The sequence below is a fragment of the Ruegeria sp. AD5 genome, from assembly GCF_056542345.1.
In genome coordinates, this window is record NZ_JBQFZR010000004.1 from 61895 (window position 1) to 86307 (window position 24413).

A 24413-nucleotide genomic window follows, 5' to 3' on the forward strand; every position below is an offset into this window, starting at 1 on the left:
GTTTTGTTGCGCTCAAACCCCAGTTATCAGGCCTCCATGACGCAGCAATACACAATAATCCGCCTTGGACATCAGGGCGACGGAATCGCCGATGGTCCGATCTATGCGCCACGCACTCTGCCGGGTGAAGTGGTCAGCGGTACGTTGCTGGGTCAGTTTCTGAACGATATTCGCGTCGAAACACCCTCGGATCAGCGGGTCAAGGCACCATGCCGTCATTACAAGGCCTGCGGCGGCTGCCAGTTGCAACATGCGACCGATAATTTTGTCGCCGAGTGGAAAATTGAGGTTGTGCGCAACGCGTTGGCCGCGCAGGGGCTCGATGCCCCGATGCGGCCCATTCACACTTCGCCTGATCGATCCCGCCGTCGGGCCACCATCGCCGTGCGGCGCACCAAGAAGGGTACGCTGGCCGGGTTTCATGGTCGCGCTTCTGACACGATTACCGAAATCCCGGATTGCCATTTGCTGCACCCAACCTTGATTGCTGCCATCCCGGTGGCCGAAGCCTTGGCGTTGTTGGGTGGCAGTCGGAAAGGTGTGTTGGCAGTAACGCTGACCCTGTCCGAAGGCGGTTTGGATGTTGCGGTCAAGGGCGGCAAACCGCTTGATGGACCGTTGGAGCTGGCGCTCGCGCAAGCGACCGAGCATCACGGCCTTGCCCGGCTTAGTTGGGATGATGAGGTTATCGCCATGCGTGAGCCTCCGATCCAACGCTTTGGAACCGCTGGCGTCACCCCACCGCCCGGAGCGTTTTTACAAGCCACAAAAGACGGAGAACAGGCTCTATTACAGGCTGTTTCAGATGCTACGTCGGGGGCAAAGCGGATTGTCGATCTGTTCGCCGGATGCGGGACATTCTCGCTGTCGCTGGCACAGACAGCTGAAGTTCATGCAGTCGAAGGTGAGGCCGAGATGACGAAGGCCTTGGATCAGGGCTGGCGCAAGGCGCAAGGCTTGAAACAGGTCACAGCCGAGGCCCGAGACCTGTTCCGCCGCCCGCTCATGCCCGATGAACTCAAGAAATTCGACGCCGTTGTGCTTGACCCGCCGCGTGCTGGGGCCGAGGCGCAGGTGGCCGAGCTGGCGCAGGCCATGCGCCCGGTGGTTGCTTATGTCTCGTGCAACCCGATCACCTTTGCCCGTGACGCAAAAATGCTGGTTAACGCCGGATATGCCCTTGAATGGGTACAGGTGGTTGACCAATTTCGATGGTCGTCACACACCGAACTTGCTGCTCGGTTCATTTTGAACAAATAACCCTGAGATAAGGACCGCCCGCATGGTGATCGCCCAACGACTGCTGCCCATCATCGAAGCACCGGCTTTCGGGAAATTCATCACCGGTGTGATCCTGTTCAACGCGGTACTGCTGGGGATGGAGACATCGCCTACGCTGATGGACGCAGCGGGCCCGCTGATCGTGACGCTGGACAAGCTGTGCCTTTCCATATTCGTCATCGAAATCGTCATGAAACTGATCGCCACAGGGCGCCGGTTCTTCACCAGCGGCTGGAATGTGTTTGATTTCGTGATCGTGGGCGTCGCCCTAGTTCCCAGTGCAGGGGCGCTTTCAGTTCTGCGGGCACTGCGTATCCTCCGGGTGCTGCGCGTCATCTCGGTCGCGCCGCGCCTGCGCCGAGTGGTCGAAGGCTTCATCTCAGCCCTGCCGGGCATGGCCAGCGTGTTCCTGCTGATGGCGATCCTGTTTTACATCGGCGCTGTGATCTCAACCAAACTTTTCTCGGGCACGTTCCCCGATTGGTTCGGCGATCTGGGTCTGTCGGCCTATACGCTGTTCCAGATCATGACGCTGGAAAGCTGGTCCATGGGCATTGTCCGCCCTGTGATGGAGGTGTATCCCTACGCTTGGCTTTTCTTTGTTCCCTTCATCATGGTGACCACCTTTGCGGTGGTGAACTTGCTGGTCGGTCTCATCGTGAACTCGATGCAGGATGCCCACCATGCCGAGGATGAGGTCAAGACCGATGCATATCGTGATGAGGTTCTTGAAAGGCTGGAATCGATCGAACGCCGCCTGACGGAACAGTCGAACAGCAAAAAGTGATTTAAGTTTCGCGAAAATCTGGCATAATAATCGACAAAAAAGAGCATCAGGCAGTGAAAATAATGGATCGTCGAGCATTCGGAATGGGCGCAATGGCAACGCTGAGCCTTTCAGCGTGTGCCTCAGCCAAACCCAGATTTCTTTCTTATCGCGGGCCCGAGGTGACCTCGATGGTCATCAACAAAGGTGCACGCAAGCTGTATTTGCTCCATAACGAGCAGATTTTGCGGGAGTATGATATCGATCTAGGATTTGCGCCCACCGGCACGAAAAACAAAAAAGGCGATGGCCGTACGCCCGAGGGTACCTATCTGATCGACCGCCGCAATCCGCGCAGCAGGTATCATCTATCGTTGGGTATATCGTATCCCAATTCGGAAGACTTGGCTAAAGCCAAGGCCGCAGGTGTTGATCCGGGCGGCGACATCTTCATTCACGGACAACCCAATCTGCGATCCGAGTTCAAGCGGGCGAAGAAGACCCCGGATTGGACGGCAGGTTGTATTGCGGTCAAGAATGATGAGATCGAAGAGATCTACGCCATGGTGAATGAAGGAACCGTGATTACTCTGCGTCCCTAAGCAAGGTTCAAAGCGGTTTCCAATCACCAAATCCAAAAACTGTATAGTCGCGCTGGTAGGCTTCTTGCGCCAGCGCTTCAAGCTGTGCGTCGTAAATCTGATCCAGTGAAAACGGCGCGTCCGGCTTGGCCTTGTTCGGGGTTGGCGCGGCTGTGTGCCCTACTTTGTGGGCAAGATCGGGCAGGGCGGTTGCCATCTCATCCTCGCGCAGGATCAGGTCGGGCATGGTGAAACCGGCCATGCCCTCTAGCGTTTGCGCTTGTCCACACCATTCCCCATCCACGCGGATCGGGGTCTGGCCCGCCAGAATACTGCGCAGCATGCCCAGAAAGGCCGCGAACGCCTCGGAATGCTGATCGCGCGTATAGTTGCTTAGATCTCCCTTGGCAGGCAGCGGCACCTTGTACCGTCGGCTCAGCATATTGCGAATGCTGACATATGCGCCGGGGCCTGTGTGCAGAATACGGTCGCAGAACACAGCATGCGCGCGCGCCAGCGGATGGCGCAGCACCGTGAATTTGCGGTGACCGGGATGATCCTGCATCCATTGACGGGTCTGTTTTTGATTGCGGCCGGTGATCAGGTCGGCTTGTGACACCCCGTCCAGATCGGCAATCCACTGCACCACTTCAGCCTCGGGGCCGCCGCGCACCGGAAGGTACATCAGCGAAGTTTGCGCAGCACCCACATAGCGCGAAACAGCCGGCCCGCGGTGCGGCTCGTAACTTGGGATATGGTGTAGCTTGAAGCGGTCACGTTGCGACAGGGCCAGCTCCATATCATCCGGATTGGTCACTTTCGACAGGGCAGGCGCCGGGTTTTGACGTTTGAGATGCTGGTTCAGCTCCTTAAGACGTGCGCTGACGCTAAGCCACGCGGCAAGGCCGTTCAGAACGTCCAAATCTGTTAGATCGTCATAGTCGATATAGAACGGTGTTTGCCCGGTGGTCTGCAGATGTTTGAGCACTGTTTGTTGAAATGCTTGCCGCTGGTCGAGCTGTTCGGCGAATTCTTCGGCATCGAAGGTGATTTGCGCCTCCCGACGTTGCTTGATGTTCACCAACCGCCACTGCTTTGTTTCCAAGGCGATTTTCCACGATATGTAGCTATCCAGAGGGTTGCGCATCAGAATGATTTTGGCGCAGCGCGGATCATCCAGCGCCGGTGGCAGCGCCCGCGCATCGTGGTCGCTGAAAAAGCGAAAGCCGTTCATCTCGCCCGGCGCGTTTCGGATGGCGTCGATCAGCGCCATCGGGTCGCGTTCACGATCTTCCAGGGTAAAGCCCAGAACGCTGTCCAGTTTTGGCAGGCCGACGAAATAGGGGTTAAACGCTTCTCCGTGACACGTGACGCCATCCAGCGTGTTCAGCTGCAATTCAAGCAGGTTCGAACCGGTCCGCATATCGGCCAGAACGATGAAATAATCGAAGCGGCGGGTCATTTTATGTTACTGCACCAAATAGGGCTTCTTGAACGATTTGGACTGTGCGCCAAACACGTCATTCACAGGGAAATCCCCCATCAGATAGGGATGCATCCCTTGGTTCTTGAGGTTTTGCAGGAACTTTCCGAACCCGGTCAGATCGACCATCGTCGGTGCCTCGGTCAGATGCGTGGGTTTGGGCGCGCCCATGTCCTCCAGAACGGTCTGCAGTTGTTCCATGGGGGATTCCACAAACTCTGCCATTGTCCATATTCGAATGCGCGTCTTTGCCCGAGCGGCATCCAGCAGCTTGAGCTGTTTGCTTTCGATCTGTTGTAGGCGGGCAGCTTCGCACCGGATATCGGCAAAATTCAGGTTCGAACGGAACAATGGAACCGCCCAGGCCCCCGAGATGACCGCAATATGTGCATTCTGGTCTTGCGTCAGGAATTCATTGATTTTCTGAATATCCGTTGGCCCGAATTGAAAGCACTGACGCTCGCCTCGTGTATTCCAGATGAGGTTCGACAGAAAGGCCGAGGGGTTATAGTCGCGTAGCGTGGCGCAATCGCTGAGCGCACCGTTGATGATCGTCTCATCTTCGGCAAATTGCGCCCGTTCGGGACCGAACAGGTGCCCATGCACCCGCCCGCCGATGGCGTTTGTCAGCCAAGGTTCGAAATCCTCGAACAACTCGGTAAAGCCTTGAAACACCGAATAGGGAAAGGCTGTCAGGCTGCGTTCCGTAGCCGCGCGGGGGAAACGGCTTTGCATATAAAGACCATCCCGTCCGCGAACGCGCCGCTCGACCGCTTTGGAAAACACCCGGTCGATCTTGCCGGGGTTGGGCTCGGCCGGGGTCAGTGCGCTGTCCTGGTCGGTCAGGAAGGTCTGATACAACCGGCTAGCGCTGTGCCAGACTTTGCGCGCCACGAAACAGTCGGACCGGCGCAGCAATTGTAGGTGATCGTCGTAGAACATGTGCGGCCGACCTTGATAGTCGAACTTCGACAGGGTCAGCGATCGGCTTTCGATATGGGTGGAATAGAGCCGTGCCAGTGTCTGAAAATAGCTTTCATCGGGAATCCAGACCTGGCGGAAATAGCGATCATATTCGGCGCGTTTTGGATCCTGAAGGATGGCCGACAAGGTTTGGCGGGTCAGACACCACCACTGGCTGCCCATATGGGGCACCAGACCGTCTGGAATTCTGCGGCGCAGACCGAGGGCGCGTTGCAACCGCACGTAGTTGTCAAACAGTTTTCGTTGCCTGCGCCATGAGAAGGGGAACCGCAGGGTGAAACGCTCCAGGTCCAGGCCGCCGATCGTCCAGCTGACGTCGCGCGTGGTGGCGCTTTCGATGAAATCGACACGGGGTCGGTCGGCCAGATAGTCGATCAGATCAGCGACCGGGCGCAGCGGCAGACACGCGCCCGAGGACAGATATACATGCCGGACGTTCGGAAACCTCTCCAACATCAGCGATGCGGCGGATTGTGATGCGGCGACAATACCCCAGCCGCCCCATTCACAAACATGGCGTTCGGAAAACAGAATAAGCGGTTCATCCGAACAAGCGGAGACAAAATCGGAATAAGCCGGATCGCCGACTTTCTGATCTACATGAATGACCACAGGACAGCCCGAGGCGGCCCAATGGCGCGCCACCTGCTCAACCCGATCCAGCGCGGTGTGCACCAGCATTACGATGCCCAAGCTGCTCATGCCCAGTTCCCCTTGGACATCAGGCCGAGGATCTCAATCTGTCGCCAGTTGATGTATTTCTCGGACCATTTGTTCCAGAAAACCGGATTATCCTCTAACTGCTTGGCATAAGCCTTGTACTCGCCCGACGCAGCATAGTGCTGTCCGCGCAGCAACTCTTCTTTAGCTTTTTCCCCAAGCGTATTGATCAGCTTTGCATGCAGCAGCGCTCCGCTGGTTTTTTCACCGCCCTGCTCTTCATAGACCTGATTGAGCCCGCGCGGCAGCAAGGCGTGGGTTGAGCTGACATAGGCGTAGCGCCGGTGCCATTTCACAAGAGGTATCTTGTTCAGGGCCGGAGCCTTCAGGGGATTGTTCTGAAAGAAAACCCGTGCGCGTGCACCGCCTTGAATCCACAGATTCCCATAGGTCGGGTTGCGGGTAATCATGAAGTTGCCTGAATCGAACCAAGGCGCGACTTCAAAGGGGTTCTGGCCCTCATGATAGGGCGCATCCATGATTCCGGTTTCGGGATACATGTCGATCAGCATGGTGCCGAAACTGCGCACACCAGTATCGTCCAGCCAGTCGGTCAGGGCGCGGATCGGGCGGGTATCGCAAAAAGGATAGATAAAGAATTCATCCGGATCGACCGTCAGAACCCAGTGCTTATGCGCATAGCGGCGCAGCAGGTAGTTGGACCAATCCAGACCAAAGGTCGCATTCTTGTAACCTACATCCGTCCACCACAGCGAAACGTCCGGCTGGCTGCTCAGGTATTCGTGGGTGCCGTCATCGCTGTTGTTGTCCACGCACAGGAAGTGATTGATGCCAAGCTTTCGATAGTAGTCTAAGAAATAGGGAAGGCGGATCTTTTCGTTCCGCATCACGCTCATCAACAAGATGTCGTTTTCTTTGATCTTGTTGGTGTTATCTTGCACCGCTTTCAGATCCCGACGCCGACGTAGGCAACGCAGCAGGCGGCGCTTGCGCCGCAATCTCATGCGATAGGAATCCAAAAGGCTCACGCGGCTGCCCAACCTTTTTTGATACGCGCGTCTGCCCGGGGCCGCCTGAGGCCTGAGTGGTGCCGGACATTAACGTTTTATGACATCTCTGCACCTTGTGAGGCAACGGGTTTAAATCCGGTTTACTTCCCCCCTGTGGCAGGAAATCCGCCCGCGTTTATGAGCCCAAGGTCTTGTAACTGTTGCCAATCACCTAGTTTGACCGAGTCAGAAGTCCAAAGATCAGGCCCGCTGATGATCCCGTCATAATAGGCGTCGAACCGATCGGGGTCATGAAAATGTTGCCGCCTCTGTTTTTCGATCCGCGATTTGTCGACAACCTCGGGCAGGAATTTCGTGTGTAACAACACGCCCGAGGCGGTCTGCCCACCCGGACCGTCATATTCAAAATTCAGGAACCGGGGCAGCGCGGAATGGCACGAATTCACATAGGCCATATGCCGTGACCACCGGGTCAGAGGGATTTTGTTCAGGGTCGGTGATTTTTGGGGCTGATCTGCAAAAAACACCCGCTCGCGTACGCCTCCCTGAACCCAAAGGTTGCCCATCGGCCTCTGGCGCTGGGCACGATAGGGGCCGGGGTCAAACCAGTTCAGGCAATCGGTTGGATCGGAATGCGGATCATAACTTTGCTTGCCCAGCCGACCTTTGGGATAGAGATCCAGCATCATCGCCCCAAACGTGGTTTGACCGCGCGCGTCCAGCCATGCAGTTAAATCGCGCATCGTATGGGTGTTGTGATGGGCGTAGATCAGCAACTCATCGGCGTCGACCATCAACGTCCAGTGGTCGTGCCCAAATTTCCACTGCAGCCAAGTCAGCCAATCCAACCCGAACCGGGACGCGCGATAGCTTGCCGTAGTCCGCCACAGCGACACATCCGGCTGTTCGAGCAAATACGGGACTGAGCCGTCATCGCTGCCATTATCCACCATCAGAAAATGATCTATGCCCAGCGTGCGATAATGGTGAAAGAACCACGGCAGACGGGTGATCTCATTCCGCAGCGTGGTAAAGGCCAGAATGGCGCCGGGTGTGATCTTTTGCGTGTTGTCAGTCAACGACTTCAGTTGATGGCGGCTGCGAAAGGATTGCCACAACAGCCGCTTGCGTTTCAGGCGCAGCTTGTAGCGCTGCACCCAGCTTAGCGGCTGATCCTCAAGCCTCACTTGGTGTAGCCGCCATTCTGATGCCAACGCCAGGCATCCGTGATCATCGTCTCTAACGTTGATCTTTTTGGTGTCCAGCCCAGCTCTTCCTTGGCTCGGACCGAGCCTGAAACTAGACGCGTACAATCCCCGGCCCGGCGCGGGCCGATGCTATACGGCACCGCGCGGTTGGTGACGGCCTTGGAATGCTCGATGACTTCCATCACCGAAAACCCCGACCCGGTGCCCAGATTGAACACGCGGCTTTCTTTGCCCTGTTCTAGCCACTTTAGCCCCAGTACATGTGCATCGACCAGATCACAGACGTGTACATAATCGCGGATGCAGGTGCCGTCGGGTGTGTCGTAATCGGTGCCGAATACAGTCAAGCCACCCCGCTTGCCATCGATGGCGTCCAGCATCAGCGGCACCAGATGGGTTTCTGGTTGGTGAAACTCTCCAACTTCGGCATCCGGGTCGGCCCCGGCCACGTTGAAATAGCGGAAGATCACGTGCTTCAGGCCATATGCGGCTTGGAAATCACGTAAGATGTCCTCGATCGCTCGTTTCGAGGCACCATAGGCATTCAATGGCTGCTGTTGCGTGCTCTCGTCCAGCACAACGTTGTCATGTTCGCCATAGGTGGCGCAGGTCGATGAGAACACAAAGTTCAAACATCCCGCATCCACAGCCGCTTGTATCAGTGTCAGCGAACCGGTGACATTGTTCGACCAATACGTTCCGGGCTCAGCCATCGCTTCGCCGACCTGACTGAGGGCGGCGAAATGTATCACGGCGGCGGGTTGGTATTTGGCGAACACTTCGTCCAGCCGGGCGCGGTCCAGCAGGTCGCCCTGCTCGAAAGGGCCGAATTTCACCGCGTCCTGCCATCCGGTGACAAGATTGTCATAGGTTACGGGCGTATACCCTGCCCTTGTCAGTGCCTTGCAGGCATGAGAGCCGACATAACCTGCGCCACCTGTAACCAGAATATTTGTCATTCAAGCCCCATAGCGGCCATCATTTCTTCGATCTTGGCCACGTCCTGCGGGTTGTTCAGCTCCCAGAACTGGCGACCTTTGGCTTCAACTTCGACACACAGAACCTTGCGGCCGTTTTCCATGAAGCGCAGCTGTTCCAACCCTTCTAGTGTCTCCAGCGGACCGCTGGTCCAGCCCGGATAAGCAGTCAGAGCGTCAGGCCGATAGGCATAAACTCCGACATGGTGGAATACCGGTGTCGGGTCACTGCTGGCATAGGTCTCGGCAGTGAAAGGGATCACTTCTTTCGAGAAGTAAAGCGCGCTGTGGTCATTGCCGAACACCGCTGTAGTGCCCCCGACCCGGCCTTGCTTGCGATCGTTCAGTAATCCGTTCAGTGCGTCCCCGTCACAGCGCAGCACGGGGGTGGCCACACCCGCATCTGGCGCGTTGCGCAGACCCGAGATCAGGTCTTCAACAAACCAATGCGGGGTCAAAGGCGCATCCCCTTGCAGGTTGACGACGATGTCATAACCGCCACCCAGAGCCGAGTGCGCCTCGGCGCAGCGTTCGGTACCGTTGCGGCAGGTGTCTGAAGTCATCACCACCTCGGCACCGAACCCCTCTGAGGCTTCGCGGATACGGTCATCGTCGGTTGCTACAACCACGCGATCTACGCCTGACACGGAAATCGCAGCGCGCCAGGATCGTTCGATCAAAGTCATGCTGGTTCCGTTTGCCCCGGTCAGCGGAACCAGAGGTTTGCCTGGATAGCGGGTCGAAGCGTAACGCGCGGGAATGGCAATCAATACTGACATCAGGCTTCCTTCAGCTCAACGCCCGGAGCATAGGCGATGAAAAATGGATTGGCATAGCCGTCTTTGCCATAGGTCAGCGGCGAATGGTCGTCAAAGCGCACCACATGTCCGCCCGCACCGGCCAGAACCGCGTGGCCCGCAGCGGTGTCCCACTCCATGGTGCGTCCGACACGGGGGTAGAGGTCGGCCTCTCCAGTCGCCACCAGACAGAACTTCAGCGACGACCCGGCACTTTTGCTGTCGCGCACCTGATATTTGTTGATGTAATCCTCGGTCGCCTGATCCCGATGCGACTTGGATGCAACGATCATCAGCGCCGAATTGTTCGGTTTAGAGACTGATATTGGCGTTGACGCACCCGGCTGATCTTTGTCCAGATCCCCGATTTCTTCAACCGATTGCCCGTCAGCTTGCGTATAGAACATCCGGCCGCGTGCAGGGGCGTAGACCACGCCACGCGTCGGTACGCCGTTTTCGACCAAAGCGATATTTACGGTAAAATCGCCGCGCCGATTTATGAATTCCTTGGTGCCGTCAAGTGGATCAACAATCAGAAAGGTCTCACCCTTTTCGGAATGCGAAGCCGCCTGTTCCTCGGTCACCAGCAGGATATCTGGAAAAGCCTCGCGCAATCCGGCCGAGATCAAAGCATCCGCCGCCTCGTCCGCCTCGGTTACCGGGCTTGAGTCTGACTTGACCTTGACGTCGAAATCATCTGCTTCATAGATCTGCATGATCTTGTCGCCTGCCTGCAAGGCCAGCCGCCGGATGACGGGAATAAGCGCGTCATAAGTCACAAAAAAGCTCCGTTCCTGTGGTTTGTTGATCAGGGCATCTCACGGACTTATGATGCGATGGATACGGAACAGCAAGAATTTCGTGCCAATTTGTGGCTGACACAGCAGGAAAGAGTATTCGAGTGTTTCACTACAAGCGAAATCAGTCGTTGCTGGGCGGGGTTTTCACCACCGCCGAGCTTATATTCCATGCGGTGGTCCGCAATATCCGCTCGCAGCATTCAAATGCGGTGATCGCAATCCTGATAAACATTGTTCAGGTCGTTCTTCTGGTGACGGCGTTTTATATACTTATGACGCTAATTGGTCGAATGACCGGCATGGCCAAAATCCGGGGCGAGATGGTTTTGTTCCTGCTCTCCGGAGTTTTTCTGTTCCTGACGCATATCAAGTCTGTCGCTGCTATCGCCGGGGTTGGATCCGGCAACAATCCGATGACACTGCATTCGCCGATGACCATGATGGTGATGTTGTCAGCATCTGCCTTCGGTATTCTGTACACGCAGCTTGTCTCGATCCTGGTCATCCTGTTCGTCTACAGCGTAGCCGTCTCGCCCCTTGTAATTCAGGAGCCCGGCGGTGCTTTTGGGATGCTTTTGCTGGCATGGTTTGTAGGATGCTCGGTCGGTCTTGTGTTTCTGGCGCTAAAGCCCTGGTTTCCAAATACAGTAAGCATCCTGACAAGTATGTACCGTCGTCTGAACATGATATTTTCTGGCAAGATGTTCGTCGGCAACGCATTGGGTGGGTTCATGCTGACTATGTTTGCGTGGAACCCGCTGTTTCACATCATAGATCAATGCCGTGGTTTTGTGTTCCGAAACTACTTTCCCCGCAACTCCAGTTGGGAATACGCGCTTTGGGTCGGGATAATCCTGACGATGATCGGCCTGCTGGGCGAGTTCTATACCCGTAAGCAGGTCTCGAAAAGCTGGGATGCGCGACGCTGATCTTGGCGGTGCACACTTTATCCTGAAAAGCTGATCCCGAATTTGGATTGTGTTTCACGTTGCGACTCTCAAAGTCAGGTTGATGCGTCCGCCCTTTGGCAAAAGTTTGGATGATCCAAACCGGATGCGATCAACCCCGTGATAGGTCAAGCGTGCCGGGCCGTCCATGATCACCACATCGCCCGAGCTCAGCCAGATCGACTCGGTCTTGCCGCCCCGCGTGGTGTTACCGATACGGAACAGCGCGTCATCGCCCAATGAAATCGACAGCACGGGCCACGAGAAATCGGCCTCATCCTTGTCCTGATGCAGGCCCATCTTGGCGCCTTCACCGTAATAGTTGATCAGACAGCAATCGGGCTGGCGATCCGCGCCGGTCAGGTCCTGCCAGATGGTCAAAATCTCATCTGGAATCGCGGGCCATGTCATGCCCTTTGGGTGCGTGCCCTGATACCGATAGCCCGCCCGGTCAGTGACCCATCCCAGCGCCCCGGCCGAGGTCATGCGCACTGACATTTCCTTGCCCGAAGGCGTCACGGGCCGATAAAGCGGTGCCACTTTCAGAATCGGCCTTAGCAGGTCAACTAGATGCGACTGCGCCGCCGCATCCAAATAGCCTTTCCGAATATCAAATCCGCGCAATAACAGCCGCGCCATTCCAGAATCCCCAAACCTTGCCAAAACCTTGCCAAAAAGGCCACAGATTCCCGAAAACCTGCGTTTCTGAACGCTTGCAGGCCCCTGTTCTCGCCCTTATATACGCCTCGACGCGCGATGGTGTAGTGCTGTCGCGCACATCAATCGGGGGCAGGATGCCGCAACGGGTCCAACCCTCGGGACATCGCCTTGAATGGAAAGGGATTGAAAATATGGGAAAAGTAATCGGGATTGACCTCGGTACCACCAACTCGTGTGTGGCCATCATGGACGGCTCGCAGCCGAAGGTCATCGAAAACGCCGAAGGGGCGCGGACCACGCCCTCGATCGTCGCTTTTACAGAAGATGAGCGTCTGGTCGGTCAGCCTGCAAAACGTCAGGCGGTCACCAACCCCGACAACACGATCTTTGGCGTCAAGCGTCTGATCGGTCGTCGTGTGGATGATGCAGAAGTCGAAAAAGACAAGAAAATGGTGCCCTACGCCATCGTTGATGGCGGCAATGGCGACGCGTGGGTTGAAGCCCGCGGTGAAAAGTACTCCCCAAGCCAGATCTCGGCCTTCACTCTGGGCAAGATGAAGGAAACCGCAGAAAGCTATCTGGGTGAGGAAGTCACGCAAGCAGTCATCACCGTTCCGGCATACTTCAACGATGCTCAGCGTCAGGCCACCAAAGACGCCGGTAAAATTGCCGGTCTGGAAGTGCTGCGGATCATCAACGAGCCGACAGCGGCTGCTCTGGCCTATGGTCTGGACAAGGAAGAAACCCAAACCATCGCGGTTTATGACCTTGGTGGTGGTACTTTCGACGTAACCATTCTGGAAATCGACGACGGCCTGTTCGAGGTGAAGTCGACCAACGGCGATACCTTCCTGGGTGGTGAAGACTTTGACATGCGCATCGTCAACTACCTGGCGGATGAGTTCAAAAAGGAACACGGTGTCGACCTGTCTGCCGACAAGATGGCCCTGCAGCGTCTGAAAGAAGCCGCTGAAAAAGCCAAGATCGAGCTATCCTCGACCTCGCAGACCGAAATCAACCAGCCGTTCATCTCGATGGGTTCGAACGGTCAGCCGCTGCACATGGTCATGAAACTGACCCGCGCCAAGCTGGAATCGCTGGTTGGCGACCTGATCAAGAAGTCGATGAAGCCTTGCCAGGCTGCCCTGAAAGACGCGGGCCTGTCGGCTGGCGACGTGGATGAGGTTGTTCTGGTCGGTGGTATGACCCGGATGCCGAAAGTGATCGAAGAGGTCACCAAGTTCTTCGGTAAGGAGCCGCACAAAGGTGTGAACCCGGACGAAGTTGTTGCCATGGGCGCCGCCATTCAGGCCGGCGTTCTGCAGGGCGACGTCAAAGACGTGGTTCTGCTGGACGTGACCCCGCTCAGCTTGGGCATCGAGACGCTGGGTGGCGTGTTCACCCGTCTGATCGACCGCAACACGACCATTCCGACCAAGAAGTCTCAGGTCTTCTCGACCGCCGAGGACAACCAGAACGCCGTGACCATCCGCTGTTTCCAGGGTGAGCGCGAAATGGCTGCGGACAACAAGATCCTGGGTCAGTTCAATCTGGAAGAGATCCCGCCCGCACCGCGCGGCATGCCTCAGATCGAGGTGACTTTTGACATCGACGCCAACGGCATTGTCTCGGTTTCGGCCAAGGACAAAGGCACTGGCAAAGAGCAGAAGATCACCATCCAGGCCTCGGGCGGTCTGTCGGACGAAGATATCGACAAGATGGTCAAGGATGCCGAGGAGAACGCCGAGGCGGACAAGGCCCGCAAAGAGCTGGTCGAAGCCAAGAACCAGGCCGAAAGCCTTGTCCACGCGACCGAGAAATCGATCGAGGAACATGGCGACAAGGTCGACCCGTCGACCGTCGAAGCGATCGAACTGGCTGTTGCCGCGCTCAAGGATGAGCTGGAAACGGACAATGCCGACAAGATCAAGTCGGGCATCCAGAACGTGACCGAAGCGGCCATGAAACTGGGTGAGGCGATCTATAAGGCGCAGGCGGAAGAGGGCGAAGATGAGCCCGCAGCCGCAGATGCCGCGCCGGGTGACGATGACATTGTCGACGCCGAGTTCGAAGATCTGGACGACGACAAGCGTAACTAACGGGTAACCGGGCCAATTTGGGCCGGTCCGGTTGCCGGGCCGGCCCGATTACGTTGAGGCAGAAGGAAATACTGATGTCCAAACGCGACTATTACGAAGTGCTCGGCGTGTCCAAGGGCGCTTCTGCGGATGAGATCAAAAAAGGCTTTCGCTCGAAAGCCAAACAGCTGCATCCCGATCGCAACAAGGACAACCCCGATGCCGAAGCGCAGTTCAAAGAGGCCAACGAGGCTTACGATGTTCTGCGCGATGCTGACAAGAAAGCCGCTTATGACCGCTTTGGTCACGCCGCGTTTGAAAACGGCATGGGCGGTGGCGGCGGCCGTCCCGGTGGCGGCTTCGGTCAGGGCGATTTCTCCAGCGCGTTCTCTGACGTGTTCGACGACCTGTTCGGCGACTTCATGGGTGGCCAGCGTGGGGCAGGCGGGGGCCGTCGCGCTGCACGCGGTTCAGACCTGCGCTATAACCTGCGGGTCACGCTGGAAGAGGCTTATGCAGGCCTGCAGAAAACCATAAACGTTCCTACGGCTGTGGCCTGTTCCTCTTGCGAGGGAACTGGTGCCGAAGGTGGTGTTGAACCTACTGCATGTCCGACTTGTTCCGGCATGGGCAAGGTTCGCGCGCAACAGGGCTTTTTCACGGTTGAGCGCACCTGCCCGACCTGCTCTGGTTTGGGTCAGATCATTAAGAACCCTTGTAAGTCGTGCCAAGGTGCGGGACGCGTTGAAAAAGATCGCGCATTGTCCGTGAACATCCCTGCCGGTGTCGAGACCGGCACCCGGATTCGTCTGGCCGGTGAGGGTGAGGCTGGAATGCGTGGTGGTCCTCCCGGTGACCTCTATATTTTTGTCGAAGTTTCCGAGCACAAGCTGTTCGAACGTGACAGCGTGAACCTCTATTGCCGTGTGCCAGTCAGCATGGCCAAGGCAGCACTTGGCGGTTCGATCGAGGTGCCGACCATCGACGGTGGTCGCGGTCGTGTTCAGATTCCTGCTGGCAGCCAGTCGGGACGCCAGATGCGTCTGCGTAGCAAAGGCATGCCCGCCCTGCGCGGCGGAGGCATCGGGGATATGTTCATCGAACTTGCCGTGGAAACTCCGGTCAATCTGACCAGTCGTCAGAAAGAACTTCTGCGTGAGTTTGACGATTTGGGTGAGGATAACCATCCGGAATCTAAAAGCTTTTTTTCTTCTGTAAAGTCCTTCTGGGATGGCATGAAGGGTTAAACGGTTAAGCAGGGGGGCTCTGCCCCCCATCGCCCTTTGGGCGACCCCCCCGAGATATTTATGGCCAGATGAAGCAGGGGATCCGTGTGTTGCCGATGCGGCAGGCAGGGATAAGGCGCGTTAACTTTTCGGAAACCGATTCTGCGTCAGAGTGGTGTTATGACCCAAGACGCCTTTGCCGAAGCCCCCATGCTGTTCGATACGGATGAAGCACCGGCGCAGCCGCTGCCCGTTGGTCGGTTACCCTCCTACATCAAAGACCATCGCAAGCGGCTGCGCGAAAGGTTCATGTCTGGCGGATCAGCAGCGATGCCGGATTATGAACTGCTGGAACTTGCTCTGTTCCGATCCATCCCGCGTCAGGATGTGAAACCGCTGGCGCGCGCGCTGATGGATGCGTTTGGTGATTTCAATCGTGTGTTGACGGCACCCGAGGAACGGCTGCGTCAGATCAAAGGCGTTGGGGACACGGTGATTACCGATCTGAAAATCCTTGAGGCCTGTGCCCATCGCATGGCGCGTGCCCGGGTGATGCAACGGCATGTGATCTCGGGATGGGATGCGCTTCTGGACTATTGTCACACCACGATGGCGCACCGCGAGATCGAGCAGTTTCGTGTGTTTTACCTAGATCGCAAGAATGTGCTGATTGCGGATGAAGAGCAGGCCAAAGGCACGGTGGATCATGTGCCGGTCTATCCGCGAGAGGTCGCGAAGCGGGCGTTGGAACTCAATGCCTCGGCTCTGATCCTGGTCCACAATCATCCATCCGGTGATCCGACGCCGTCGCAGTCGGATATCGATATGACCAACCGGATTCAGGATGCGTGTTCCGCCCTTGGGCTGACTTTGCATGATCACCTGATCATCGGGAAATCGGCTGAACTGAGTTTCCGCTCGCAAGGCTATTTGTAAGGGTTATCGGATCCAAACTTCGACCCGACGATTCACCTTACGGCCCCATTCGGTGTCGTCGCAGGCCATCGGCATGGCCTCGCCAAAGCCCTCGACACTGATTTCGATGCTGTCGGGGAGGCTGGTTTCGACCGATGCCAGCACTGCGTTTCGGACGGTTTTGGCTCGCTGCAGGGCAATACGTGAATTGGCGACCGCCGCGCCCTCGCCGTCACTAAACCCAACAAAGATCAATTGACGCGCCTCCAACGTTCCGCTTTCCAAAGCTTGCGCAAGGTTCAAGATGTTTGACCGGGACTGAGCATCGGGCCGCGAAGACCCCGGTTCGAACCGAAAGGACAAAGATAGCCGCGAAAGTGGACGGAGGGTTTCGATCATGCGCTGCAACTCTTCCAACCCGACCTCAGCTCCACCGGTGCTGATCGCATTGGCCAGCCGATCGCCTTGCAGCCCAACCTGGATTGTTTCAAGGGATTGATCGACAAATCCGGCTTGCCGGATGACCATCTGTGCGGCGCTGCTTTGGGTATAGGCCAAAAACTGTCGCGCGACTTTGGGCAATCGTCGTTGCGGCAAATAGAAAAACATGGGTGAGGTCAGCGGATAATCTTCGGTCTTGACCGATTGCCGTGTTGCCGACAGGGCATGTCCGCACCCACCGGTCAGAGGCAGGGCGCGCACAGTCCCGGCCTCGGCAAGACTGGCGACGCCGAGCGCGAACGGGTCGTTCGAGACCGTGCGCACCAGATTGCTGTTTCGATCGTGGCGCGTGACCTGAGCGGTCATATGTGCGTTGGCAGGTGCTAACAGCAAATCCTCGACCGCCTGATCCAGCCCGGAACCGACCTTTGGCAGATGCAGAGAGATCGGCGCATCAGGCCCACCGAGATCGCCCCAATTTGCGACCTCGGCGGTGAAAACCTTCACCAGATCAGCAAGCGATATCTGGCGCACGGGATTGTCGGCCGACACGATTGGCACGATTGCATCCAGAGCCAAGACGCGCGACCGGCGGGTTTGCGTCAGATCTCCGAGCCCAGCGGCTTTGGTCAACTCCAGTTCGTCTGATCGAATTTCCCGCTGCGCCAACACGACATCTGTGGTGTTATCAACTAGATCGATAAAGCCGTCAGCCGTATCCGTTGTACGAAATATGAACCTCGCCAAAGGCGCCTGCCGATCAGGGTGATTCAGAGCGTAGATCCGCAGGTCTCCGGTGCCCTCGGGCTGTGACAGGGTTAACCCTTCCTCGATGGCAAAGCCCTGTGCAAGGGCGGGCAGCAGTGTCTCGGCGATCACTGATGAGCCAGAGAAACGAACTTCGGCCACAAAATCCGTCAGGTTGGGGCAGGCTGGGCCGTCGCAGGTGACCCCCGATCCATCGACCGTCAGCTCTCCGAATTGCGTATCGACACGGTAGAATTCACCGTCGTAACCAAGAAGGGTGCCGACCACTTCTACCTTGCCGTCATGCGAGGTCAAAGTGATGTCCTGCGCGAATACGCTTTGTGCCAAGGATAAGGCAAAAAGCGCGGCGAACGCCGCACGAAGAATGTTCATTGGAAACCGTAGATTTGCCTGCTGCTTATTTGGCAGCGATTGTCAGGTCTGAGAACAGATTATTCAACACCAGAAAATCGCCAGCTGCCTCACAACCGGGCATATCCAGCGACAGGTCGCGTGAGCGTAGCCGTTCCGCGCGCCATTCCAACGATTGCACGCTTAGGGGCTTGCCGCAATTTGCTTCGGTGACCTCAGTTTCAACCGACAGAGTGATACTTCCGGCCTCGGTTGCGGTCTCGATGGGGTATGAATAAACCTCGATATTGCGCGCGACGTCCGAACCACCCTGACCCAGATGGATCACCGAGCCCGCGCCGCCGGTCTGGGACCCGGACCACACGTGGCCTTCTTCCCCGTAACCTGCGCCGAATTCCAGCGCATGAAGCTGCAGATCGGTTTCGCCCTGCCACTGCAAGGCAACCCGGTTGAAGCTGTTGATCTCGGGCACATGCGTCGTCGCAACGGTGCCTTTCTCATCCGGCAGCGAGATCAGGAAAATAGCGTATTCCGACAGCGCCGGGATGGTCAGGTTCAAGCCGCCAAGCGCATCGGTCTCGGTGCTGAAAACCAGCCCGTTGTGATGAACCTCAATGATCTCATTGGCGTGGCAGGGGGCCTTGACCCGCAGCCGTACGTTGGCGCCGGGCACAGCCATGGCGCGCGCGCTCATATCGCAATTCGAAGGCAAACGGCTGGTTTCTTGCGCCGGGCGCGTGGATTGAGATAGATCCTTGGGACGCGCTTCTGTCGGGGAAGAAGAGGTCAGGACAACGCTTTCCAGTCCGGTCAGGTCCGAGTCCTGCTCCGAGATCGAAGCGACGCGTTCACCGCTCGGCTCAGCATTGGGTTGCTGCGCCGATCCGCTTTGCATCAAATATCCAATGGCCAGAGCGCAGGCAACGGTTCCGCCCGTGGTCACGTAGTTCTTAATGACAAACAAGACACCCTCCCCAGTTGAAGGAGCGAGTCGCAATTTGCTTCCCAATCAAGGCCAATATGTGGCCGTGAGGCGGACTCATTGTGGTGGAAAGCAGGTGACGTCAAGTCAACCTGCCGTGGCAATGTTTGAATTTTTTCCCCGAGCCACAGGGGCAAGGATCATTGCGTGACGGGTTACCCCAAGTCGAAGGATCATCCTCGACAAAACCCGGACGACTGTCACCAGACGCTTCGGCTTCGGCGATCGCCTCAGCATTCCCGGCAGCTTGATCCACAGCTTTCTGCGCCTGTGCCTGTTGCGCCGCCATCTGCGCGAGCATTTCCTTCTGTTCTTCTTCGCTCAGCGGGCGCACGCGCGACAATTGCTGAGTGACGGTTTCGCGCAAGGAATCTAGCATCCCTTCGAAAAGCTGGAAGCTTTCGTTCTTGTACTCGTTCAGCGGATCGCGCTGTGCATAGCCACGGAAACCCACGACCGAGCGCAGATGTTCCAGCGTCAAAAGATGTTCGCGCCATTTGCCATCGATAGTCTGCAGCAGAACCTGCTTTTCGATGTTGCGCATGTTTTCCGGGCCAAAGGCCACGGCCTTCTGCGCCATCATTTCATCGGCGGCCTTGATCAGACGTTCGCGGATTTGCTCGTCATCCACGCCTTCCTCGGCGGCCCAGTCCTGAACCGGCGCATCGATGGTTAGCTTGTCTTTGACCGCTTCGTGCAGACCTTCTGTATCCCATTGATCTGCATATGATTTTGGCGGCATGAATTCGTCGATCATATCGTCGATCACCTGCTCGCGCATATCGGACACGACATCCGACAGATCATCCGCTGACATGATTTCACGCCGCTGGCTGAACACGACTTTCCGCTGATCGTTCATCACGTCGTCGAATTTCAGAACGTTTTTGCGCATGTCAAAGTTGCGACCTTCGACTTTGGATTGCGCCCGTTCCAGCGATTTGTTCACCCAGGGGTGAATGATTGCCTCGCCCTCTTTCATGCCCAGCGTGGTCAGGACCTTGTCCAGACGTTCCGAACCGAAGATGCGCATCAGGTCATCTTCCAGGCTCAGGTAGAACACGGTGCGGCCCGGGTCACCCTGGCGTCCCGAACGCCCGCGCAGCTGGTTGTCGATCCGGCGGCTTTCATGACGTTCGGACGCCATTACGTAAAGACCACCGGCCTGCAGCACCTTTTCCTTTTCTTCCGCGTGCTTGGCTTCTTCTGCCGCACGCAACTCGGCCGGGTCAGCCTCGGGGTTTTCGGCCAGCGCCTGTAGCACCTTCATCTCAACGTTACCGCCCAGCTGGATGTCAGTACCGCGACCCGCCATGTTGGTGGCGATGGTCACCGCACCCAGACGGCCGGCATCTGCCACGATCTGGGCTTCCTGTTCGTGCTGACGGGCGTTCAAAACATTGTGCTCGATACCCTCCTTAGTCAGCATCTGGCTGATCACTTCGGACTTTTCGATCGACGTGGTGCCGACAAGAACCGGCTGACCTTTTTCACCGGCCTTTTTGACCTGTTCAATAATGGCACCGTATTTTTCGGCTGTCGTGCGATAGACCTGGTCGTCTTTGTCCTCACGCGCGATTGGTTTATTGGTCGGAACCTCGACCACACCCAGACCATAGATTTCCTGAAATTCTTCCGCCTCGGTCAGCGCAGTGCCGGTCATGCCGGACAGCTTGTCATAGAGGCGGAAATAGTTCTGGAATGTCACGCTGGCCAGAGTCACATTCTCGGGCTGAATCTGTACGCCTTCCTTGGCTTCGATGGCTTGGTGCAGACCCTCCGACAAGCGGCGGCCCGGCATCATCCGACCGGTGAATTCGTCGATTAGCACCACATTGCCATCCCGAACGATATAGTCCTTGTCGCGTTGGAACAGTTTATGCGCGCGCAGGCCCTGATTGACGTGATGCACTACAGTGGTGCTTTCGGGGTCGTACAGCGAATGCCCCTCGGGCAGCAGACCCGCTGAAAGCAGTTGCTGCTCCAAAAACTCGTTGCCTTCATCGGTGAACGTCACGCTGCGGCTTTTTTCATCGAGCGAGTAATGATCGTCCTGCAGCGTCGGGATCACGGTATCGATGGCAGTATAAAGGTCCGATCGGTCTTGTGCCGGCCCCGAGATGATCAGCGGTGTCCGCGCCTCATCAATCAGGATCGAGTCGACTTCGTCGACGATCGCGAAATTGTGGTGCTTCTGATAGACCTGTTCCAGATCGGCCTTCATGTTGTCGCGCAGATAGTCAAAGCCCAACTCATTATTTGTGGCATAGGTGATGTCACACTTGTACGCCGCCATCTTCTCGGCATCCGGTTGGCCCGACCAGATCACACCGGTCGTCATGCCAACGGACGCAAACACCTTGCCCATCCATTCCGAGTCGCGCTTGGCCAGGTATTCGTTCACCGTGACCACATGCACGCCCTTGCCGGTCAGTGCATTCAGATAGGCGGGGAAGGTGGCGACCAGGGTTTTGCCTTCACCCGTTTTCATTTCCGAGATGTTGCCCTGGTGCAGGAACAAACCACCCATCAACTGCACATCAAAGGCCCGAAGACCTAGGGCGCGCTTGGCCCCTTCGCGGACGTTGGCAAATGCTTCCGGCAGCAAGTCATCCAGCTTTTCACCGTCCAGCGCTCGTTTGCGCAGCTCAGCGGTTTTCTCGATCAGGCCATCGTCGGTCAGGATCTCGAACTCCGGCTCCAGCGCATTGATCTTTTCGACCAGCGGGCGGGCCGCCTTGATCTTGCGGTCGTTCGGTGTTCCGAACACCTTTTTGGCGAGCGTTCCGAGTCCCAGCATGTTCACTCCAGCGGATCTGTTTTTTTCTTGGTTGCGACAGGCTTGCCCACCTTGCGCGCAGCCCCTAGATACGGGGGGTGAAAGGCGGCCCTGTCCAAGGCTTCAAAGCGATGTAAGGGGCAGGTTCCACAGTGTCAACGCTGCGCCCTGTCGCGGCAAAGAAATAGGATAATTCCATGCCCAAAGGCCTCACTTTTCTGCCATCGCTTGCGCTTGCTGCCGTGATGGCGTTGCCGCTGGCCGCCCAGGACGCACCGGATGCCAACACCGTGGTTGCCCGCGTGAACGGCGACGAGATCACGTTGGGTCACGTCATCGCCACCGCCTCGGCGCTGCCGGCGCAGTATCAGCAGCTTGAAGATGAGGTGCTATATGATTTCATCCTCGAGCAACTGGTCCAGCAGCACCTGCTGAGCCTTGAACAGGAAGAGCTGAATACACTCAACGCCCTTCGACTGGAAAACGAAACCCGGTCCCTGCGCGCCGTGCAAACCGTCGAAGCGCTGACAGCCGCCAGTGTCACTGATGAGGCCATACAGGCCGCCTATGACACGCAATTCGCCGAGTTTCAGGGCGAAGACGAGTTCAATGCCAGCCACATTCTGGTCGAATCCGAGGACGAAGCCAAAGCTGTCAAAGCCCAACTTGAAGAAGGCGCAGATTTCGCTGAGCTAGCGAAAGAAAAATCCACAGGACCCTCTGGCCCCAATGGCGGTGCGCTGGGCTGGTTCGGCAAAGGCCAGATGGTGCCCGAGTTTGAAGGTGCCGTGCTTGGCCTTGAAAAGGGTCAGGTCTCGGATCCGGTGCAAACCCAGTTCGGTTGGCACGTGGTCACGCTGAACGACAAGCGCAAGACCGAGGCCCCCGAATTGGCGGTCGTGCGCGATGAATTGGCTCAGACCATTCGGCAAGAAGCAATTCAGGCCAAGATTGACGAGTTGACGCAGCAAGCGCAGATCGAGCGTCCCGCGCTCGAGGGCGCCGGCCCCGAGGTCATGCGCCAGCTGGAGCTGCTGCAGGAGTAACCCCGTGGCCACGATAACCAAGGTTTCACCGCTGGCCCCGGCGGCCTTCCCCGAATTGCCCGCGATCGACGGTGTGCGCTTCGCCACTGTCGAGGCTGGTGTCCGATATCAAGGCCGCACCGATGTGATGCTGGCCGTTCTTGATCCGGGCACTTCGGTGGCGGGGGTGTTCACCCGCTCGGCCACCCGTGCGGCCCCCGTTCTGGATTGTCAGGACAAGATCGGCGGGCCCGGCGACGGGCCTGCAGCGATCCTTGTGAATTCGGGCAACGCCAATGCGTTTACCGGCCATTACGGGCAGACCTCAGTGGCCGAGGTGACGCAAGCCGTCTCCAAAGCTACCGGAGTCGCGGTAGATCGGGTTTTTACCTCGTCGACCGGTGTCATCGGCGAGCCGCTGCCCCATGACCGCATCGTTGCACAGCTTGAGGCGTTGAAGGCGGGCCTCAGCCGTCACGCGATTGAGGACGCGGCGCGCGCGATCATGACCACCGACACCTTCCCGAAGGGGTCGTCGGCGCAGGTCGATATTGGCGGCCAAACAGTCTCTATTGCGGGGATTGCGAAGGGTTCCGGCATGATCGCGCCCGATATGGCGACGATGCTGGTCTATATCTTCACCGATGCTCAGATCGAGCAATCAGCGCTGCAGGCGATGCTGAGCGCGCAGACTGACCGGACCTTCAACTGCATCACCGTGGATAGCGATACCTCGACATCCGACAGCCTCTTGCTTTGCGCCACCGGGGCATCGGGCGTCGATGCCACCGGCAATGCCGCCTTCGCGCAAGCACTGGAAACAGTGATGTTGGACCTTGCGCAGCAAGTGGTCCGCGACGGCGAAGGGGCCACGAAATTCGTAGAAATTCGTGTGACCGGCGCCGCCACGGATGCTGATGCCAAAACCCACGGGCTGGCTATCGCCAACTCCCCGCTGGTCAAAACCGCCATCGCGGGCGAGGACCCGAATTGGGGCCGCATCGTCATGGCCATCGGCAAATCCGGTGCTGCTGCAGACCGCGACCTTTTGAGCATATCGTTCGGAGACATCCTTGTGGCTGAAAAAGGCTGGGTCAGCCCCGACTACCGCGAGGAAGACGCTGCGGCCTATATGAAAGGTCAGGATTTGGTGATCGCAGTCGATCTGGGACTGGGTCAGGGCGCTTCCACCGTCTGGACCTGCGATCTGACCCACGGATATATCGAGATCAACGCGGATTATCGCTCGTGAAGACAGTATTGGTGTCTGCTGTCGCTCTGATCGACATCGAGGGCCGCGTCCTGCTGGCCCAACGTCCCGAGGGCAAATCCATGGCCGGTCTGTGGGAATTCCCTGGCGGCAAAATCGAACCCGGCGAAACCCCCGAGGCCGCCCTGATCCGCGAGTTGCACGAGGAACTGGGCATCGACACCTGGGCCTCATGCCTCGCCCCGCTGACCTTCGCCAGCCACAGCTATGACGATTTCCATCTTCTTATGCCGCTATTTGCCTGCCGCAAATGGGAGGGGATACCGCAATCGAAAGAAGGTCAGGCGCTGAAATGGGTGCGTGCGAATGATCTGAAGAACTACCCGATGCCTGCGGCAGATGTGCCGTTGATCCCGGTTCTGAGGGATTGGTTGTAGTTCAGGAGCAGCGCAAACTGTCAAAA

Annotated in this window: 21 protein-coding genes; 10 read left to right on the forward strand and 11 right to left on the reverse strand. The window is 57.4% G+C overall.

Annotated elements, in window-relative coordinates; genetic code table 11:
* Positions 1-36: 36 nt before the first annotated feature.
* The 3 genes from ACR0JG_RS18125 to ACR0JG_RS18135 all read left to right on the forward strand — a co-directional run bounded on the left by ACR0JG_RS18125 (position 37) and on the right by ACR0JG_RS18135 (position 2649).
* Positions 37-1260, forward strand: coding sequence for a class I SAM-dependent RNA methyltransferase (locus ACR0JG_RS18125; RefSeq protein ID WP_480571660.1), 1224 nt, complete (start codon positions 37-39; stop codon positions 1258-1260).
* Positions 1261-1282: 22 nt separating this feature from the next.
* A complete protein-coding gene (locus ACR0JG_RS18130) occupies positions 1283-2068 on the forward strand; it encodes an ion transporter (RefSeq protein WP_170408783.1) in 786 nt (261 codons plus the stop codon).
* Between the two features lie 62 nt (positions 2069-2130).
* Positions 2131-2649: a L,D-transpeptidase family protein gene (locus tag ACR0JG_RS18135; protein WP_170399336.1), complete on the forward strand. Its 519-nt coding sequence runs from the start codon at positions 2131-2133 to the stop codon at positions 2647-2649.
* 7 nt (positions 2650-2656) lie between these two features.
* Here the strand turns inward: ACR0JG_RS18135 and ACR0JG_RS18140 are convergent, their stop codons facing one another.
* The 7 genes from ACR0JG_RS18140 to cysQ form a co-directional block, all read right to left on the reverse strand.
* Complete coding sequence (locus ACR0JG_RS18140) at positions 2657-4090, reverse strand: nodulation protein NodH (protein WP_480571664.1); 1434 nt, start codon at positions 4088-4090, stop codon at positions 2657-2659.
* A 6-nt stretch (positions 4091-4096) separates the two neighbouring features.
* Positions 4097-5797 carry a DUF5927 domain-containing protein gene (locus ACR0JG_RS18145; RefSeq protein WP_170734077.1) on the reverse strand — a complete coding sequence of 567 codons (1701 nt, stop codon included), beginning with the start codon at positions 5795-5797 and terminating at the stop codon, positions 4097-4099.
* Entirely contained in the window at positions 5794-6780 is a 987-nt protein-coding gene (locus ACR0JG_RS18150; RefSeq protein WP_170408823.1) for a glycosyltransferase family 2 protein, read from the reverse strand. The genes ACR0JG_RS18145 and ACR0JG_RS18150 overlap by 4 nt, the downstream gene beginning before the upstream one ends.
* Positions 6781-6926: 146 nt before the next feature.
* A complete protein-coding gene (locus tag ACR0JG_RS18155) occupies positions 6927-8000 on the reverse strand; it encodes a glycosyltransferase family 2 protein (protein WP_480571668.1) in 1074 nt (357 codons plus the stop codon).
* Complete coding sequence (gene galE, locus ACR0JG_RS18160; protein ID WP_480571670.1) at positions 7970-8953, reverse strand: UDP-glucose 4-epimerase GalE; 984 nt, start codon at positions 8951-8953, stop codon at positions 7970-7972. Before galE ends, ACR0JG_RS18155 begins: the two co-directional genes overlap by 31 nt.
* On the reverse strand, positions 8950-9750 hold the full coding sequence (locus tag ACR0JG_RS18165) for a 3-deoxy-manno-octulosonate cytidylyltransferase family protein (RefSeq protein WP_480571673.1): 801 nt from the start codon (positions 9748-9750) through the stop codon (positions 8950-8952). Before ACR0JG_RS18165 ends, galE begins: the two co-directional genes overlap by 4 nt.
* On the reverse strand, positions 9750-10547 hold the full coding sequence (cysQ, locus tag ACR0JG_RS18170; RefSeq protein ID WP_170426301.1) for a 3'(2'),5'-bisphosphate nucleotidase CysQ: 798 nt from the start codon (positions 10545-10547) through the stop codon (positions 9750-9752). Before cysQ ends, ACR0JG_RS18165 begins: the two co-directional genes overlap by 1 nt.
* Positions 10548-10669: 122 nt before the next feature.
* Here cysQ and ACR0JG_RS18175 point away from each other — a divergent pair, with 122 nt between their 5' ends.
* Positions 10670-11497 (forward strand): ABC-2 transporter permease, encoded by an 828-nt coding sequence (locus tag ACR0JG_RS18175; protein WP_170408775.1) that lies wholly within the window; start codon positions 10670-10672, stop codon positions 11495-11497.
* Between the two features lie 54 nt (positions 11498-11551).
* Here ACR0JG_RS18175 and ACR0JG_RS18180 read toward each other — a convergent pair whose 3' ends face one another.
* Positions 11552-12154, reverse strand: coding sequence for an alpha-ketoglutarate-dependent dioxygenase AlkB family protein (locus ACR0JG_RS18180; RefSeq protein WP_480571676.1), 603 nt, complete (start codon positions 12152-12154; stop codon positions 11552-11554).
* 212 nt (positions 12155-12366) lie between these two features.
* Between ACR0JG_RS18180 and dnaK the strand changes: the two genes are divergently transcribed.
* The 3 genes from dnaK to radC all read left to right on the forward strand — a co-directional run bounded on the left by dnaK (position 12367) and on the right by radC (position 16415).
* Positions 12367-14274: a molecular chaperone DnaK gene (gene dnaK, locus ACR0JG_RS18185; RefSeq protein ID WP_170399312.1), complete on the forward strand. Its 1908-nt coding sequence runs from the start codon at positions 12367-12369 to the stop codon at positions 14272-14274.
* Between the two features lie 74 nt (positions 14275-14348).
* Complete coding sequence (dnaJ, locus tag ACR0JG_RS18190) at positions 14349-15500, forward strand: molecular chaperone DnaJ (protein WP_170399308.1); 1152 nt, start codon at positions 14349-14351, stop codon at positions 15498-15500.
* 159 nt (positions 15501-15659) lie between these two features.
* Complete coding sequence (radC, locus tag ACR0JG_RS18195) at positions 15660-16415, forward strand: RadC family protein (protein ID WP_170515434.1); 756 nt, start codon at positions 15660-15662, stop codon at positions 16413-16415.
* Between the two features lie 3 nt (positions 16416-16418).
* On the opposite strand, the gene ACR0JG_RS18200 is transcribed toward radC, so the two are convergent.
* The 3 genes from ACR0JG_RS18200 to secA form a co-directional block, all read right to left on the reverse strand.
* On the reverse strand, positions 16419-17975 hold the full coding sequence (locus tag ACR0JG_RS18200) for a phosphate ABC transporter substrate-binding/OmpA family protein (protein WP_480571679.1): 1557 nt from the start codon (positions 17973-17975) through the stop codon (positions 16419-16421).
* A gap of 25 nt (positions 17976-18000) precedes the next feature.
* Positions 18001-18918: a hypothetical protein gene (locus ACR0JG_RS18205; protein ID WP_480503936.1), complete on the reverse strand. Its 918-nt coding sequence runs from the start codon at positions 18916-18918 to the stop codon at positions 18001-18003.
* Between the two features lie 100 nt (positions 18919-19018).
* Positions 19019-21736: a preprotein translocase subunit SecA gene (secA, locus tag ACR0JG_RS18210; protein WP_170408769.1), complete on the reverse strand. Its 2718-nt coding sequence runs from the start codon at positions 21734-21736 to the stop codon at positions 19019-19021.
* A 176-nt stretch (positions 21737-21912) separates the two neighbouring features.
* Between secA and ACR0JG_RS18215 the strand changes: the two genes are divergently transcribed.
* From ACR0JG_RS18215 to mutT, 3 genes are read left to right on the forward strand one after another with little or no spacing between them, the layout of a single operon-like run.
* On the forward strand, positions 21913-22761 hold the full coding sequence (locus tag ACR0JG_RS18215) for a peptidylprolyl isomerase (protein ID WP_170399297.1): 849 nt from the start codon (positions 21913-21915) through the stop codon (positions 22759-22761).
* 4 nt (positions 22762-22765) lie between these two features.
* Positions 22766-23992 carry a bifunctional glutamate N-acetyltransferase/amino-acid acetyltransferase ArgJ gene (argJ, locus tag ACR0JG_RS18220; protein WP_480571683.1) on the forward strand — a complete coding sequence of 409 codons (1227 nt, stop codon included), beginning with the start codon at positions 22766-22768 and terminating at the stop codon, positions 23990-23992.
* Positions 23989-24387: an 8-oxo-dGTP diphosphatase MutT gene (mutT, locus tag ACR0JG_RS18225; RefSeq protein ID WP_480571686.1), complete on the forward strand. Its 399-nt coding sequence runs from the start codon at positions 23989-23991 to the stop codon at positions 24385-24387. Before argJ ends, mutT begins: the two co-directional genes overlap by 4 nt.
* Positions 24388-24413 lie beyond the last annotated feature (26 nt).